Here is a 15,243-nt window from a genome sequence, read left to right as displayed (position 1 = left end):
GCGGGGTTAATGATGCGGCTGCAAACGGCGGTTCATGAACTTCCGGTGAGGACCAATTGTCGAAATCAGCGCTGCCCCTCATCGCCCTGCCGGGCACTTCTCCCCGTATAGTGACGGGGAGAAGGGGCTGGCCGCAATCTGGGCGTGCAATCTGCAACGCTGGTGATTGGCGAAACCGTCGATGACAGCGCCCCTCTCCCCGTCACTATACGGGGAGAGGATGCCGGCAGGCAGGTGAGGGGCAGCGAAACGGTCACAGGAAGGGGCCGAATTCGAACCCGCCCTCGCCCTCTTCGGCCAAACTCCATCTCACTCCTCGACCGGCAGGCCGGTCGCCGAGGCGATCTGGCTTGCGGCATCGTCGAGCGCCGCCTTGGCGTCGGGGTAGCCGCCGCCGAGATATTTGGTCTGCACTGCGCGGACGATGATTTCCGCGTCGCTCTGGAACGGCGTGCCGCGGCTGGGGACGACTTTCGGCAAGGTGCCAAGAATGTCCTTCCACACCGCCTGGCCGCCCCAATAGGGCTGTCCTTCGGAGACATAGGGGTCGTCGAGCGCCGAGATCAGCGACGGCACCAGGCCAAAACCCTTCAGCATCGCTATCTGGCCCTCGTTGGTCGCGAGGGAGTATTTCAGGTAGGCGTAGGCGGCTTCCTTGTTGTTCGACACCGAAGTGATGGCGAGCGAGGAACCGCCGAGATTGGCGGCGCGCGGGCCGTCGGCGGTGAGGCTCGGCATCAGGTAGACGCCCCATTTGCCGCTGCCGTCGGGCGACTCGGTGCGTATGGTGCCCTCGTACCAGCCGCCATACATCTGGCTGGCGACCTTGTCGGCGGTGTTGTTGGTGATCTTGGTGCCCCAATCGGCCGAGGTGATGATGCCGGCGTCCTTCATCTCCTTGATCTTGGTCATCGACGCCACGCAGCCCGGCTGGTTGACGGTGATCGACTGCCCGTCGGCGGCGAAATAGGCGCAGCCCTGCTCGTTGGCGATCATGCGGAAGAATTCGGAGTCGCCGTTGAAATCGGCGTTGGTCATCGTCACGCCGGGATTGGCCTCCTGGATCTTCTTGCCGGCGGCAATGAAATCGTCCCAGGTCTTGATCGAGGTCGGGTCGACGCCGGCCTTCTCATAGAAGTCGCGGCGATAGTACATCGCCACCGGGCCGGAATCCCACGGCATCGCATAGGCCTTGTCTTCCACTTCGAGTTCGGTGCGCTTGAAATCGGGGAATTTTGCCTGGTCTTCGGCGGTATAGCCGAGCGTATGGAGGTCGACGAAGCAGTCCGGGAACTGGCTCCAGTAGTTCTCGGCCTCACCGTTCTCGATCGTTACGATGTCCGGCAGCCCCTCGCCGCCGGCGGCGCAGCCGGCGATCGACTTGTCATAGGTCGGCTGGTTGCCGAGATCCTGGACCGTGACCTTGATGTCGGGGAACTGCTTGTTAAAACCTTCTATGGTGGCCTTCAGCGACGAAGCGGCGACGTTCCAGCTCCAGATCGTGATTTCGCCGGATTGCGCAAAGGCCGGGGCTGAGCCCAGGGCAAGCGCGAACGCGGCGCAGGTCAGTGTGATGCGCATTGAAATCCTCCCATTTCATTTGCTCTCTCTTCGCGAGCATGGCTAGACTAGGCGCTGGCGAAGGCTTGTCCGCGACAAAGGGAATAAAGAATGGGCGGAAAGTAAGATGCCGGAAAGGCCGTTTTACCAGCCCGGCGCCAGCAGCGTGGAGGGTCTGCCGCTGCTGCTGCAGATGTTTCACACCCAGCCCCTGGTGATGCTGAAGCCGCATTGGCATGCCCAGGTCGAGGTGAATTTCATCGTCCGCGGCGCCGTGCACTACCGCATGGACGAGCACGAGATCGCGCTTTCGGCCGGCGACATGTGCCTGTTCTGGGGCGGCCTGCCGCACCAGATGGACGATGCGTCGGACGATGCCGTCTATGCCGGCGCGCATCTGCCGCTGGTGCACTTCTTCCGGCTGCACCTGCCCGCCGACGTCCGCAACCGACTGATGACCGGCGCGACCTTGGTGACCAATGCCACCGACCGGTCGGACAGCGACAATTTCGAGCGCTGGAACCGCTACGTCCGCTCGGGCGATGCGGGCAAGGCCGAGCACGCCGTCAACGAGCTCTTGCTGCGGCTGGAGCGGGTGCGGTTCGAGCCTTACCGGCTGGTGCCCGAAACGCCGATCGAGCAGGAAGCAGGCAGCCCCTTCGACCAGCAATCGCTGCGCAATGTCGGGCGCATGTGCGACTTCATCGCCGAGAATTTCCTCTACGACATCGACTGCGTCGACATCGCGGCGGCGGCCGACATCCATCCCAAATACGCCATGAGCGTTTTCAAGAAGTCGACCGGCATGACGCTCAACGAGTATGTCAATCTGTTGCGGCTCAGCTACGCCCAGGCGCTGCTGATGCACCAGGACGCCAACGTGCTGCGCGTCGCCATGGACTCCGGCTTCGGCTCGCTCAGCGCCTTCAACAAGTCGTTCCGCAAGCTGGCCGGCATGTCGCCGTCGGATTTTCGCAGAGGCGCGGGCGCCCGATAGTCGATGCACAGGACATGACTGGGACCCGGGCGCCGAACACCAAGGCGGTCACGGTTTGGTTTGGCGCCCACGCAACAATGCACCACCGGCCCTGAGGCCGGTGGTGCTCTCTGGACCGTCTGTAGGGGCAGGACCGTTCCAGGGGATCCCTTAGGATCGGACTCGAATGTCGGCCTTTTCTTGACCCACAGCATCGGCCGAACAGATGAAGGAGCCCGCCAACCGACCAAGAATCTCGATGCTACGATGCGCCGCCGCGCACACATGATTTGCAATTTTATTCGGCGTCGGCTGGCTGGTGCCGTGCAGCCCAAACGCGAAAAAGCCGCGGCGGACCGCGGCTTTTCGATGCTTGTTTCCCGCTTGGGAAACTGGAGCGGGTGAAGCGATTCGAACGCTCGACCCCAACCTTGGCAAGAACACCTTAGACGTTTCCTGGGATTGGGCCGGCTTTGATGCAATTCGCTTTCTGGTTGTATTTCAATGATTTAACTACGATTTCCATTGACAGGGTTGCATGGAGCTTCTGTAATTGGTGGTCACCGGGGGACAGATGCTTGTTCCATGGGACGACCTATCCACTTTCAATCCTTGTAGCGAACCGGATAGAAATCCCCTGGATCGGCGAGCAGGTGGTTTCCCTCACCCGCTCCGTGGATGTGGCTGCTCACTTTGCCACCCTGTTCAGGGATAACAGCGAGGAAAGAGGCGCTGTCCTGGTGCTTGATCGAGACACATTGAGGACCCGGATCGCATTGAACCTGCAAACGACGACAGCATGTCGGAGCATGGAGTCAAGGATGGGGAGTTCGAAGGACGCATCGACGCGTCTGTGGACAACATTGCGCGGCATATCATCGCGGTGGTGTGGGGTCCGCGAGGATTCTCCAAGCTAAAACAATCTACCCCGCCGAAGCGGTGCCAAGTGTCACGGAAACCTGCGAAAATTTGTCTCTCGGATTCGAGTGCGCGAACCCCATCTTTCCTGCTTGTCAAGTTTTTTGGTGGCAAGATCGAACTTAATGTGCATACTCCGGGAACCATTCGACCCATAACCTGTTGATTCAAAAGCATTCTGTAACGCCACGCACACAGATTGACGAGTCTGATCAACAGCTTAGGTCTCCGGGGGCAGGGATTGGGAGCCGATCATGGAACTGAAACGCTTTGATGATTCGGCGCAAAACGACCAGGCAAAGCCGGGTCTGCGCAGGATTCCTTCTATCGACACGAAAATCTCTCAAGAGACCCGCGAGGCGCTCAAGCAGATTGACGCCAATATTCGCACCGCCGAACAAAAAAGCGGGCATCTTCTCGTCGCCTAGCAGGAGCGCGTCCTGTAGGACTGAATCGCTCGGACATATCGCATGGCTGTTTCAGCAATTCTGCTGGATCAGGCCGGTTGGACGCAACTGACCCAAGAGTTACAAGCGGGGCAGCTCAACGGGCGGATCGTCAGCAATATCATAAGGCATCTGAGGGAACTCGGTGCCGAGACCGTTCTTATCGACGACGAGTATCTCGACCGAGATTTCACGGAAGCGTTCGCCGCATACTACTCTAGGCTGTTCAAGCGCCATACGAAGCTGTGTAAGCGAGCGCATTTTTTTAGAAGCGACCTCAGCCAGATCGTCAATCTGGCGTCTCCTTCGGAGCTGGCCGCTCGACTCCAAGATCGGCAAGATGACTATCTTGGATTTTTGGTCCTGCGTCCCATTCACGAGGCTCCGCTTGCCCAAGCGACCCTATTACCACCAGCTCCACCGGCTGGTACTGAGAGCCATATGCTCGTTAAAGCCGAATACGAGACTCATGTCCTTGGCGCGCAACTCACTGTTAAAGGCCTGCCGATGACGCAACAGGACCAGCGGATCGGTGCATGTGCTCAGGCGACCATCTGGTCGGCAAGCCGCCATTTCCATGCCCGCCATAAAGGCCCCTGGCTTTCGACAGTGGGCATTACCGAAGCGGCTATGATGCAGGAGTTTGCGAGCGTCAGCTCGACGATTCCGAACGGCTCGGAATTCCTGAGCCTGAACGGTATGGTATCGGCGTTGCGAGTAGCGGGGCGGAAGCCCCTGATGTATATCAAGACCACCAATGTAAATCCTCCCGTGTGGCAAGGCATTCGGCCCGTCGATGTGATCAACCGATACGTCGATTCCGGTATCCCGGTGATTGTCGGGCTGAATCTTGGAAGCGATATAGGGCATGCCGTAATCGTCTCTGGGCAGGTCTTCACGCACCAGGCTCCAGCCATTGCAGCCCTCCCCAACGATCCTACCCGAGCCGCGTTCTGCTCAGCGTTCTACATCAATGACGATCAGCTGGGGCCGAACCTCCGAATGCCAATTCGGACAGGTGATCCCGTTGGCGAGACGCCATACAGCGTCGAGGACAACGTTCAGTTCCTACTCATTCCTCTCCCCGACAAGGTCTTCCTCCCGGCAGAGAAGGCCGAGGTCTTCGCCTGGGACCTGCTACGGCAGTATCGGAATGTCTGGCCCCAAGTGAAGCAGGACTATGCGGCCAACCTCGGAACTTCCGACGCTCTCGGCGATGCATTCCTTGCGGATTTCGCGCAAAATTCCGTCATCGCGAGGACATACCTCACATATGGCTGGAAATATAAGCATCGCCTGCTGCGGAACCGTCTTACAGACGCGGTCCATGCCTTGGCGCGTGGAACTGAACTGCCGCGCTATGTGTGGGTCACGGAATTTGGCACTGTCGATTCGTTCTCGGCAGCCGCCCTCCATGACCGCAGGATACTCGCGCACTGCGTTGTAGACGCGACTGCGAAAAACATGGGCGAGGACAGCCGCCTATTTTTCCATGCCCCTGGGTTGGCGATCAGCCGGTCACATGACCGAAGTAATCCGAACGGATCTTACCAAGAGGCTGTCCACGTCATATCCGATGACCAAAGCTATTATCCGAAGCTCCGTGGCGATCTTGACTTTGCCGGCTATTGATCAACGGAGCCAGGCGATAGCGGCATAATGTTCTGCCGTTGAGGCGCTACACCTTATATTCTCTACCCCCTCCATCCGTAGCTTGAGCGACGTAGAGCATATCTTCCGAAGCTCTGTCTCTGGGGCTTGATTTCCTGCTCTTTTTTCAGATTTGACGATTTGGTTTCTGTGGCTGCCCGCGCTACTCTCGTCATCGCTTGGGGTCGCACGGCATCGGCAAGATCTACGGCCAAGAGAAGAACATTACCACTTTTAACCTCGCGCGGATGAACATGTTGCTGCGCGGAGTGAAGGACACTGAGTTCGAGATTTACCACGGCGACACGCTCACGAACGACTGGGACATGCTCCGTTGTTCGAGATCGAGGGGCAAATTCGTCAGGCAACGGAGAGGCACAATTTATATCTAAAAGAACTCGGGCTTCCGCTTTTGCCTCAGTCTGATCAGTAGCTGATTCATCAAGCCTGAAATCGAACCGGCCAGGCATCACGTCGCGCAGGGTGACATCGACGCTTATGCGCGCCAAACCTTAGGATAGAGAAGTTGAAGCAGGCCATATCCCGCTCGCGCGTGGTCACCCTGTGGTCACCAATGCAAGAAAGCAAAACGGCCACCCGAAGGCGGCCGCTTTAATGGCTTGTTTCCCCTTTCGGGAAACTGGAGCGGGTGAAGCGATTCGAACGCTCGACCCCAACCTTGGCAAGGTTGTGCTCTACCCCTGAGCTACACCCGCTCGCGCGGCTTTTGGGCCGCAAGCCGAGCCTATATGGCTGAAGGGCGCGGCGATTGCAACAGGGAAATCGCAGGTTTTTTGGCGGCACCCGGCGACGTAACCGAGGCTTCCCTGGCGCGGACAGGAACGCAATCGGCAGCCTTGCCGCGCAACGGTCTTGTCTCGGCCGCGTCATTGGCCGTAAACGGCATGATCCAAACCGCGACAACAAGCCAAACCGCTACAACAGAAGGTCCGACAAGAAACGACATGCCGAAAACCGAAGCCGAGCTTTTCGCCTTTCTCGCCGATCTCGGGATCGAGGTCTCGACCCTGCGCCATCCGCCGCTGTTCACGGTCGCCGATTCGCAGGCGCTGCGCGGGGAAATCGCCGGCGGGCACACCAAGAACCTGTTCCTCAAGGACAGGAAGGACAATTTCTTCCTGGTCAGCGTCGATGAGGAGGCGGTGGTCGATCTCAAGCAGATCCACCAAATCATCGGCGCCGCCGGGCGCGTGTCCTTCGGCAAGCCGGAGATGCTGATGGAGCTTCTCGGCGTCGCTCCGGGGGCGGTCACCGTGTTCGGCTTGATCAACGATACGCAGTTGCGGGTCAAGGTCGTTCTCGACCAGGAGTTGATGCGCCATGCCGTCATCAACGCCCATCCGCTGACCAACGAGGCAACGACATCAATCGCCGCCGCCGACCTGGTCAAATTCGTCGAGGCAACCGGGCATGATGCTGTTATCTTGAAAGTCACGGCATGATCGCCACATGGATGACGATATACCGACTTCTGAGCGAGAATTAAGGATGTTGCGCCGGGCTGGCGGCCGGGCGGCGACCGAAAGGGCACGAGATGAGCGACAACAATCAATTTGGCGGCCCGTTTGGCAGCAATGCCGGACAGTATGCCACCACTGTGCAGTATGGCGGCACTGAGACCGCGCCTGAGAAAGTCGCGCTTGGCGACCCGCCTGTCGCTGCCGACGTCATCAAGGAGACGACGACGGCAGCATTTGCCGCCGACGTCATCCAGGAATCGCGCCGTCAGCCGGTGCTGGTCGATTTCTGGGCGCCATGGTGCGGGCCCTGCAAGCAACTGACGCCGCTGCTGGAAAAGGCGGTCACCGCCGCCGGCGGCAAGGTCAAGCTGGTCAAGATGAACATCGACGACCATCCTTCGATCGCCGGACAGCTCGGCATCCAGTCGATACCGGCAGTCATCGCATTCAAGGACGGCCAGCCGGTCGACGGTTTTATGGGGGCCATTCCCGAGAGCCAGATCGCCGCGTTCATCCAGAAGGTCGGCGGCAAGGGCAATGGTGCGCCGCAGGTGGCCGAGGCGCTTGCCGCGGCCGCGGAGGCGCGCGCCGCCGGCGATGTGCAGACCGCGGCGGACATTTTCGACGCGATCCTGGAACAAGCGCCGGAGACGATCGAGGCGATTGCCGGGCTGGGCGATCTGCTGTTCGAGGCCGGCGATGCCGAGGGTGCCGAAGCCGTGCTGGCGCGGGCGCCGGAAGCAAAAAAGGATGCGCCGCCGCTCGCCGCCGTGCGCGCCAAGATGGCGCTCGCCGCGCAGGCACAAGCACTTGGCAATCCGGCCGAGCTCGAGCGGCGCCTGGCCGAGAACCCCGGGGATCATCAGGCACGTTTCGAGCTTGCCATGATCCAGAACGCCAACGGCGAGCGCATGGCCGCAGCCGACAATCTGCTGGCGATCGTCAAAGCCGATCGCTCGTGGAACGACGACGGCGCCAAGACGCAGTTGCTGCAGTTCTTCGAGGCCTGGGGCATGACCGACGAGGCAACGCTGGCGGCGCGGCGCAAATTGTCGTCGCTGCTGTTTTCCTGAGCGCAGCACCAAGCTGTTTTTGCCTGATGGCCTTGCGGTCGACAACGGCTGCGCCAGATTAGGAGGCCTGACCGATCCGTTCTTCGCTTGCTGGCGATTATGCACCAGGTTGCGAAGGGATGGGCGGGCTTGGTGCGCTTCTTGAGGGAGCGAGCGGAGGTTTGAAGTGCAGGCGGGAAACGCGCATTACCGGCTCGATACGGATTTGCCGCCGACGGTGCCGATCTTCCCGCTTGAAGGCGCCCTGCTGCTGCCGGGCGGCCGCATGCCGCTCAACATTTTCGAGCCGCGCTATCTGGAGATGGTCGATGAGGCGATCGCCGGATCGCGGCTGATCGGCGTCATACAGCCCAGCCTCGACGGCGCGCGGCGTCCCGACGGCGAGCCGGCGCTTTGCAATGTCGGCTGCGCCGGCCGTATCATCGCGCTTTCCGAGAGCGGCGACGGCCGCTACCTGATTTCGCTGCAAGGGGTGTGCCGGTTCCGCATCGTGCAGGAGCTTGTGGTCAAGACGCCCTTCCGCCAGTGCCGGTTTGCACCCTTTCTCACCGATCTCGACGAAGATCAAGCCGAGGCCGAGATCGACCGGCCGGCGCTGCTCAAGGCATTTCGCGCCTATTTGCAGGCCAACGATCTTGAAGCCGACTGGGAAAGCGTCAGCCGCGCCGAAAACGCCATGCTGGTCAATGCGCTGTCGATGATGGCGCCCTACGGGCCGGCCGAGAAACAGGCGCTGCTCGAAGCGGCGGACCTGAAGACACGCGCCGAAACCCTGATCGCCATCACCGAAATGGCGCTGGCACGCGAGAACGAGGATTTCGGCTCGAGTTTGCAGTAGACAAAGTAAAAGGAACGCAGGGACTAAGCCAATTGCGGAAGTCGGCGCCGCCCCTCATCGCCCTGCCGGGCATTTCTCCCCGTATAGGGACGGGGAGAAGGGGCTGTCGGCAGCCTTGGCGGACGTTCTGCAACGCGGGTGATTGGCGAAACCACCGATGAGAGCGTCCCTCTCCCCGTCACTATACGGGGAGAGGATGCCGGCAGGCAGGTGAGGGGCAGCGTCAACGCACGAAGACTGAGGACGAACGAAAGGACTGACAAAATGGTGGATGGGCGTGAGGGAAAGAAGGCCAATGTCGACCCCAAGCTGCTGGAATTGCTGGCCTGCCCGCTGACCAAGGGTCCCCTCAGCTGGGATCCGGAGCGCAGCGAGCTCATCTCGAGGGTCGCACGGCTTGCCTATCCGGTGCGTGACGGCATTCCGATCATGCTGCCTTCGGAGGCACGCTCGCTCCCCTTCGACGACGGATTGCCGCCGCCGCGGTTGAGCGGGCCGTCCTGAAGCGTGGTGATCCTTCGCTGTCCCGCCGACACATCCCCTATTGAAAATTGCGCCCCTTGGGCATGACCCTTTCTGCCTTCCCCGCGATGTCCTGCCGGTCGTCTTGCACGACAGGGACATCGGGCTTCTCCTCAAAAAGCACGGATAGCCAGGGTGTCAGGTCCTCGACCTTGTCGGCGACGATATGGATGACGTCCGATTCCGACTGCAGTTTGCCGGTGACGCGGATCAGCCGCGCGCCCATGACAATGGGCCGGTAGCGGTTGAAGGTCCTTTCCCAAAAAATGACGTTGGCGACCGCCTGCTCGTCTTCCAGCGTCAGGAAAATCGCTTTGGCGTTGCCCGGCCGCTGCCGCACCAGGACAAGGCCGGCTACCGAAACGCGCTTGCCGTCCCGAACCTGGCCGAGGCGCGCATTGGGGGTGACGCCGGAGCGGTCCAGCCGCTGGCGCAGAAAGGCAAGCGGGTGCGCCTTCAGCGACAGGCCGAGCGAACGGTAGTCGTGGATGACGTGCTCGCCGAGCGGCATTGTCGGCAGCCTGGTCTCGGGCTCGAGATCGCGCAAGCGGATCGCCGGCCGGTCGAACAGCGGCAGGGTTTCCGTGGCACTCCTGCCGTCGAGCGCGCGGACCGCCCACAGGGCGTCGCGGCGGTCGAGGCCGAGCGAACGAAAAGCGTCGGCTTGCGCCAGCTTCTCGATCTCGTCGACGTAGAGGCCCGAGCGCAGCCAGACATCGCGAACGGATGCGTAGCCGTCGCCGCGTCTGGCGACAAACACCTCCATGCGCTCCTTCGACAGGCCCTTGACCTGGCGGAAACCCAGCCGGACGGCATGGCTGGTCCGGATGACGCCGCGCATCTGGGCATGGCGTTCGAGGATGCGGGTTGGATCGAAAGGCACTTCTTCCATCGCGCAATCCCAACCGGAAAAATTGACGTCGACCTCGCGGATTTCAACGCCATGGTCGCGCGCGTCGCGGACAAGCTGAGCCGGCTGATAAAACCCCATCGGCTGGGAATTCAGGATCGCGGCGCAGAACACGTCGGGATAGAAGGTCTTGAACCAGCAGGAGGCATAGACCAGCAGGGCGAAGGAGGCGGCATGGCTTTCGGGAAAGCCATATTCGCCAAAACCCTCGATCTGCTTGAAGCAGCGCTCGGCGAAGTCCTTTTCGTAACCCCGCAAAATCATGCCGTCGACCATCCGCCTGCGATAATTGCCGATCGTGCCGGTGCGCTTGAACGTGGCCATGGCGCGGCGCAGTTCATCGGCCTCGCCCGGCCTGAAGCCGCCGGCGACAATGGCGATCTTCATCGCCTGCTCCTGGAACAGCGGCACGCCCAGCGTCCTGCCGAGTATCTCTTCCAGTTCCGGCTTGGGGTATTCGGGCTTTTCCTTGCCCTGCCGGCGGCGCAGATAGGGGTGGACCATGTCGCCCTGGATCGGGCCGGGCCGCACGATCGCCACCTCGATGACGAGGTCATAGAATGTTTTCGGCCTGAGCCGCGGCAGCATCGACATCTGGGCGCGCGATTCGATCTGGAAGACGCCGATCGTGTCGGCGCGGCAGATCATGTCGTAGACATGTTTGTCCTCGGCAGGGAGGGTGGCCAGCACATAGGGCCGGCCAAAATCATCCCGCGCATCGGGATAATGATCCTCAAGCAGGGTGAAGGCGCGCTGCAGGCAGGTCAGCATGCCGAGCGCCAGCACGTCGACTTTTAGGATTTTCACCGCGTCGAGATCGTCCTTGTCCCACTCGACCATCTTGCGCTCGTCCATCGCCGTCTTGATGATGGGCACGATCTCGTCGAGCCGGTCCCTGGTGATGACGAAGCCGCCGACATGCTGCGACAGATGACGGGGAAAGCCCATGATCTCGTTGGCGCATTCGATCACCTGCCTTGTCGATGGATCGGTCTGATCGAGGCCGCCGGCCCTGGTCTCCTTTTCGCCGAGCTCCGAGGTCGACCAGCCCCAGATCGAGCTGGACAGCGCGCTCCTGACATCGTCCGACAGGCCCATCGCCTTGGCCACTTCGCGCATCGCCGAGCGGCCCCGGTAGCTGACGACGGCCGCGGCAAGCGCGGTGCGCTTGGCGCTGTATTTCGAGTAGATATACTGGATGACCTCTTCGCGCTTTTCATGCTCGAAATCGACATCGATGTCGGGCGGCTCGTTTCTTTCCTCGGAAATGAAGCGCTCGAAAAGCGAATCGATCCGCTCAGGCCCCACTTCGGTGATGCCGATGCAATAGCAGACCACCGAGTTGGCCGCGGAGCCACGCCCCTGGCAGAGTATGCCCTGGCTGCGGGCGAATTTGACGATGTCGTAGACAGTCAGGAAATAGCGCGCGTAATTCAGGCGCTCGATCAAAGCGAGCTCCTCGCGGATGCGCCTGGTCACATCGGCGGGAACGCCCGAGGGGTAGCGTATCGCGGCTCCCTCCAGAGCCAGCCTTTCCAGTTCGGCCTGGGGCCCGAGGCCCGATTCCGTCGGTTCGTCGGGATAGTTGTATTGGAGGTCACTGAGAGAGAAGCTCAATTCGCCGGCAAAGTGCTGCGTTTGCGCCAGTGCCTGCGGATGCCGCCGGAACAGCCGCGCCATCTCCATTGGCGGCTTCAAATGGCGCTCGGCATTGGCCGCCAATTCCAGCCCGGCTTCGGCAACAGGCACGTTGAGGCGGATCGCCGTCAGCACGTCCTGCAACCGGCGCCGTTCGGACGTATGGTAAAGAACGTCGTTGGTCGCCATCAGCGGAATGCTTGATGCCTCGGCCATGGCCGCCGCCTGCTCGATACGGTAGCGGTCGTTGCCGTGATAATCCGGCGAAACGGCAAGCCGAAGGGTCTTGCCGAAGCGATCTTTCAGGCGGCTGATCAGCCTGAGATCCTGCGCCGGCGTCGACAGATCCGGCAGGATCGCCAGCGACATGAGATCGCCCCATTCGAAAAGATCGTCGCGATAGAGCAGCGGTGCGCCCTTTTCGCTGTCGTCGCGCATATTGGCCTGCGTCAGCATGCGGCACAGATGGCCCCAGCCCTTGCGGTCCTGCGGATAGGCGAGAACGTCGGGCGTGCCATCGCAAAAAACCAGGCGGCAGCCGGGATGATAGGAAAGACCTTCCACCTTGGCCTGCTGCCAGGCGCGCACGACGCCGGCCACCGTGTTGCGGTCGGCAAGCCCGATCGACGAAAAGCCCAAAAACTTTGCCGCGACCACCAGCTCCTCCGGTTTCGAGGCGCCGCGCAGGAACGAGAAATTCGACTGGATGCCGAATTCGGCGTAGGGAACGACCGCCAGCGCGTTCATGCGAAGACCCCATGCATGAACCAGCGCGGCGCCGCCTGCGAGGCGCCGTAGAGACCCTGGCGATAAAGCCAGTAACGGCGGCCGTCGCTATCCTCGATGCGGAAATAATCCCGGGTCGCTTCCTGCCCCGCTGCCTCCCGCCACCATTCCGGGGCGATGCGTTCCGGCCCTTCGGCGCGCGCCACCCGGTAGAGCGCGCGCCGCCAGCGGAAGTTCAGCGGCGGTCCTTCAGGCATTTCGGTGGCCGGCACCTCGATCGGCTCGGGCGAGCGGAACAGCCGGATCGGCCGTTCCGGCCGCAAGACAGGCCTAGTGTCTTTCATCTTGCCCGGCGTCTTGTCCGGCTGCTTCGGCGCAGAGAGCCTTTGCGGCGCCTCCGCATAGGGATGCGTGGCGACGGCGCGCTCGGGCAGATGGCTCTCGACGGCGACCGGTTTCAAAACCGCGCTGTCGCCGAGCCGGGCGCGGATGCGGTCGGCGAAAAGGGCGATGTCGGCGCCGTCGTCGCGCGTCTCGCCGGTCAGATCCGCCTGCTGCATGTCGAAGGCCGCGGCCGACAGCACCGAGAGGCGCACGAGATCGAAGCCATAGCCGGCATCGATGTCCTGTTCGAGCGCGGCAAGCCTCTCGTGGAACAATTTCTGGATCAGCAGCGGCTCGCGCAACGGCCGCGAGGTGCCGACGGCGATGCGGCTGACGGCGCCGTCGACGCGGAAAAGCAGCAGCGCCAGCCTTCTTGCGCCCTCGCCGCGGCGCTCGAGGTCCGCCTTCAATGTCGTCGCCAGCATTTTCACCAGCCGCTCTATTTCGTCGGTCAGCATGATCGGTTCGGCGAGATGGCGTTCGACCGAAAGCGGCGCCACCGGCAGGCGCGGCGACACCGCCTCGTCGAGGCGGCCGAGCGCCTGGTCGAGGCGCAAAAGCAGCGATCTGCCGAAGCGGCGGGCGAGCGGCGCGCGCGGTGCTGCCATGACGGCGCCCGCCGTGCGCAGACCGACGCTTTCCAGGCTGGCGCGGATGTCAGGCTCGATGCGCAGCGCCGCCAGCGGCAAGGGCGCGAGAAGCGCTTCCTCCTCGCCACCGGGGACGATGCGATCACCAGAAAACCGCGCTGCCGCCCAGGCTGCACCTGGTGTGGCGGCAAGGCCGGCGCGGACATCGAAACCCTGATGGAAAAAGCGCGACAGGATGTCGTCCAGCATCGCCCGTTCGCCGCCGAAAAGATGGGTGCAGCCGGTGACGTCGAGGAACAGGCCATCGGCTGCGTCGATCGCCACCAGCGGGGTGTAGCGGTCGCACCAGTCGGCGAGGCTTTCGAGCAGGCGGCGGTCGGCCTCGGGATCGGCTTCCACGACGTCGATCGACGGATGCATGGCGCGCGCGTCGGCTATGCCCATGCCGCGCTTCAGGTGAAGCGCCTCAGCCCGCTCGTCGAGGGCGGCGATGCGCTGCGCGTTCGCCTGGCGATGGCTGATCACCAGCGGCAGGTGATCCGACGGCCGCGAACGCCAGGACCGCCCCAGACGCTGGCGCAGGATCCTTTCCGCGGCGAGATGCGGAAACCACAGGGACAGGATTCGCTGCCCGTTCCTGCCGTCTTTCCCCAGCCCTTCTTTCCTCGAAACTGCGTTCATCGGGGTTCCACTCCAGTGTGAATTGTCCTGGCAAGGCGGTGCGGCTCTTGCCGATGCTGACGGTGAAGGCAGGACAGCCGATCGAGCCGGCGAGCGGCCCGGCGATCGTCTCGCGTGGTGCCGACGGCGCCGCCGACAGGACGAGGCGGACGGGTGCCGCCGTCGGCTCGGGTTCGCCGGCCTGGCGCAGCAAAAACACCGGCCGGCCGGCGCTCTGTGCCCGGGCGTGCAGCCGCCGCGTCGCGGTGAGGTCCAGCCGCTGCGGACTGCCGCGGATTTCGAGGATGACGGCGGCGAGGGCCGTCATCCGGGCGGCCTCCTCGGCGGTCCACAGCGCGTCGAGGAGCCTTGGCGCCTCGGAAAACAGCAATTGCTCCGGCTCGATGCCGAAAAGGCGATGAAGCCCCCTGGCATAGGGGAAGCCGGCCTCGCGGAAGATTTCCGCGGTGCCGATCCACAGGACCGGCAGTCGCGGCCCCTGTTTGAGGATCAGGCTGACGAGCGACAGGGCGAAGCCGGCGACGGCTCCGGCATCGCGGGTCGCGGCGCCATGGATCTCGCTCAGCGCCGCCTTCGGCAGGCCGCCGCTGAGCGCAGTATCGAGACCTTCGGCGCCGGTGCGCACAAACGCATCGGGCGGCGCCACGGCGAGGCCGCGGCGGACAATTGTCAGATTTTTGGGCGGGATATTTTTGGGCGTGACATCAGCTGTTGGATTCCGGGGCGCATCAACGGGGGCTGCGCCGGCCGGCGCCTGCAGGCGCTCGGGCAGCGTTCCCTCGATCTTCGCGATCTGGCGGCGCAGGGCAAAAACAGTCTCCCGCGCCACGGCGCTTGTCGCCATGACGGT

At 62.4% G+C, this 15,243-nt stretch carries 12 protein-coding genes and 1 tRNA gene; 8 read left to right on the top strand and 5 right to left on the bottom strand.

The features are described 5' to 3' along the window. Positions 1-309: 309 nt before the first annotated feature. Complete coding sequence (locus AC0L2A_RS17105; RefSeq protein WP_287377750.1) at positions 310-1,581, bottom strand: ABC transporter substrate-binding protein; 1,272 nt, start codon at positions 1,579-1,581, stop codon at positions 310-312. A 106-nt stretch (positions 1,582-1,687) separates the two neighbouring features. Here AC0L2A_RS17105 and AC0L2A_RS17100 point away from each other — a divergent pair, with 106 nt between their 5' ends. From AC0L2A_RS17100 to AC0L2A_RS17085, 4 genes are all read left to right on the top strand, one after another. Then, positions 1,688-2,557: a helix-turn-helix domain-containing protein gene (locus AC0L2A_RS17100; RefSeq protein WP_027153653.1), complete on the top strand. Its 870-nt coding sequence runs from the start codon at positions 1,688-1,690 to the stop codon at positions 2,555-2,557. A 1,151-nt stretch (positions 2,558-3,708) separates the two neighbouring features. Further along, a complete protein-coding gene (locus AC0L2A_RS17095; RefSeq protein WP_473609771.1) occupies positions 3,709-3,882 on the top strand; it encodes a hypothetical protein in 174 nt (57 codons plus the stop codon). Between the two features lie 42 nt (positions 3,883-3,924). Continuing rightward, entirely contained in the window at positions 3,925-5,532 is a 1,608-nt protein-coding gene (locus tag AC0L2A_RS17090) for a cysteine peptidase family C39 domain-containing protein (protein ID WP_473609769.1), read from the top strand. Between the two features lie 197 nt (positions 5,533-5,729). Continuing rightward, positions 5,730-5,942 carry an N-6 DNA methylase gene (locus tag AC0L2A_RS17085; protein WP_473609768.1) on the top strand — a complete coding sequence of 71 codons (213 nt, stop codon included), beginning with the start codon at positions 5,730-5,732 and terminating at the stop codon, positions 5,940-5,942. Between the two features lie 249 nt (positions 5,943-6,191). Here AC0L2A_RS17085 and AC0L2A_RS17080 read toward each other — a convergent pair. Then, positions 6,192-6,266 (bottom strand) — tRNA-Gly (locus AC0L2A_RS17080). 249 nt (positions 6,267-6,515) lie between these two features. Between AC0L2A_RS17080 and AC0L2A_RS17075 the strand changes: the two genes are divergently transcribed. The 4 genes from AC0L2A_RS17075 to AC0L2A_RS17060 all read left to right on the top strand — a co-directional run bounded on the left by AC0L2A_RS17075 (position 6,516) and on the right by AC0L2A_RS17060 (position 9,446). Beyond that, positions 6,516-7,013, top strand: a complete 498-nt coding sequence (locus AC0L2A_RS17075; protein ID WP_128170050.1) for a prolyl-tRNA synthetase associated domain-containing protein — start codon at positions 6,516-6,518, stop codon at positions 7,011-7,013. 92 nt (positions 7,014-7,105) lie between these two features. Beyond that, positions 7,106-8,104 carry a thioredoxin gene (gene trxA / locus AC0L2A_RS17070; RefSeq protein WP_473609767.1) on the top strand — a complete coding sequence of 333 codons (999 nt, stop codon included), beginning with the start codon at positions 7,106-7,108 and terminating at the stop codon, positions 8,102-8,104. Positions 8,105-8,270: 166 nt separating this feature from the next. After that, the gene (locus tag AC0L2A_RS17065) at positions 8,271-8,942 is read left to right on the top strand and encodes an LON peptidase substrate-binding domain-containing protein (RefSeq protein WP_128187761.1); all 672 of its coding nucleotides are present in this window, start codon (positions 8,271-8,273) and stop codon (positions 8,940-8,942) included. A 264-nt stretch (positions 8,943-9,206) separates the two neighbouring features. Continuing rightward, positions 9,207-9,446 carry a Trm112 family protein gene (locus AC0L2A_RS17060; RefSeq protein ID WP_473609765.1) on the top strand — a complete coding sequence of 80 codons (240 nt, stop codon included), beginning with the start codon at positions 9,207-9,209 and terminating at the stop codon, positions 9,444-9,446. A gap of 37 nt (positions 9,447-9,483) precedes the next feature. Here AC0L2A_RS17060 and AC0L2A_RS17055 read toward each other — a convergent pair whose 3' ends face one another. The 3 genes from AC0L2A_RS17055 to AC0L2A_RS17045 are packed head-to-tail and all read right to left on the bottom strand — an operon-like array spanning position 9,484 to position 15,237. After that, positions 9,484-12,759 carry an error-prone DNA polymerase gene (locus AC0L2A_RS17055; protein WP_473609764.1) on the bottom strand — a complete coding sequence of 1,092 codons (3,276 nt, stop codon included), beginning with the start codon at positions 12,757-12,759 and terminating at the stop codon, positions 9,484-9,486. Then, positions 12,756-14,237, bottom strand: coding sequence for a DUF6504 family protein (locus AC0L2A_RS17050; protein WP_473609763.1), 1,482 nt, complete (start codon positions 14,235-14,237; stop codon positions 12,756-12,758). Before AC0L2A_RS17050 ends, AC0L2A_RS17055 begins: the two co-directional genes overlap by 4 nt. Continuing rightward, the gene (locus AC0L2A_RS17045; RefSeq protein ID WP_473609762.1) at positions 14,179-15,237 is read right to left on the bottom strand and encodes an ImuA family protein; all 1,059 of its coding nucleotides are present in this window, start codon (positions 15,235-15,237) and stop codon (positions 14,179-14,181) included. The genes AC0L2A_RS17050 and AC0L2A_RS17045 overlap by 59 nt, the downstream gene beginning before the upstream one ends. Between the last annotated feature and the right edge of the window lie 6 nt (positions 15,238-15,243).

The sequence above is a fragment of the Mesorhizobium sp. WSM4844 genome (assembly GCF_055811775.1).
The sequence above is the reverse complement of the archived record's forward strand: the minus strand, read 5'-3'. Positions and strand labels throughout refer to the sequence as shown.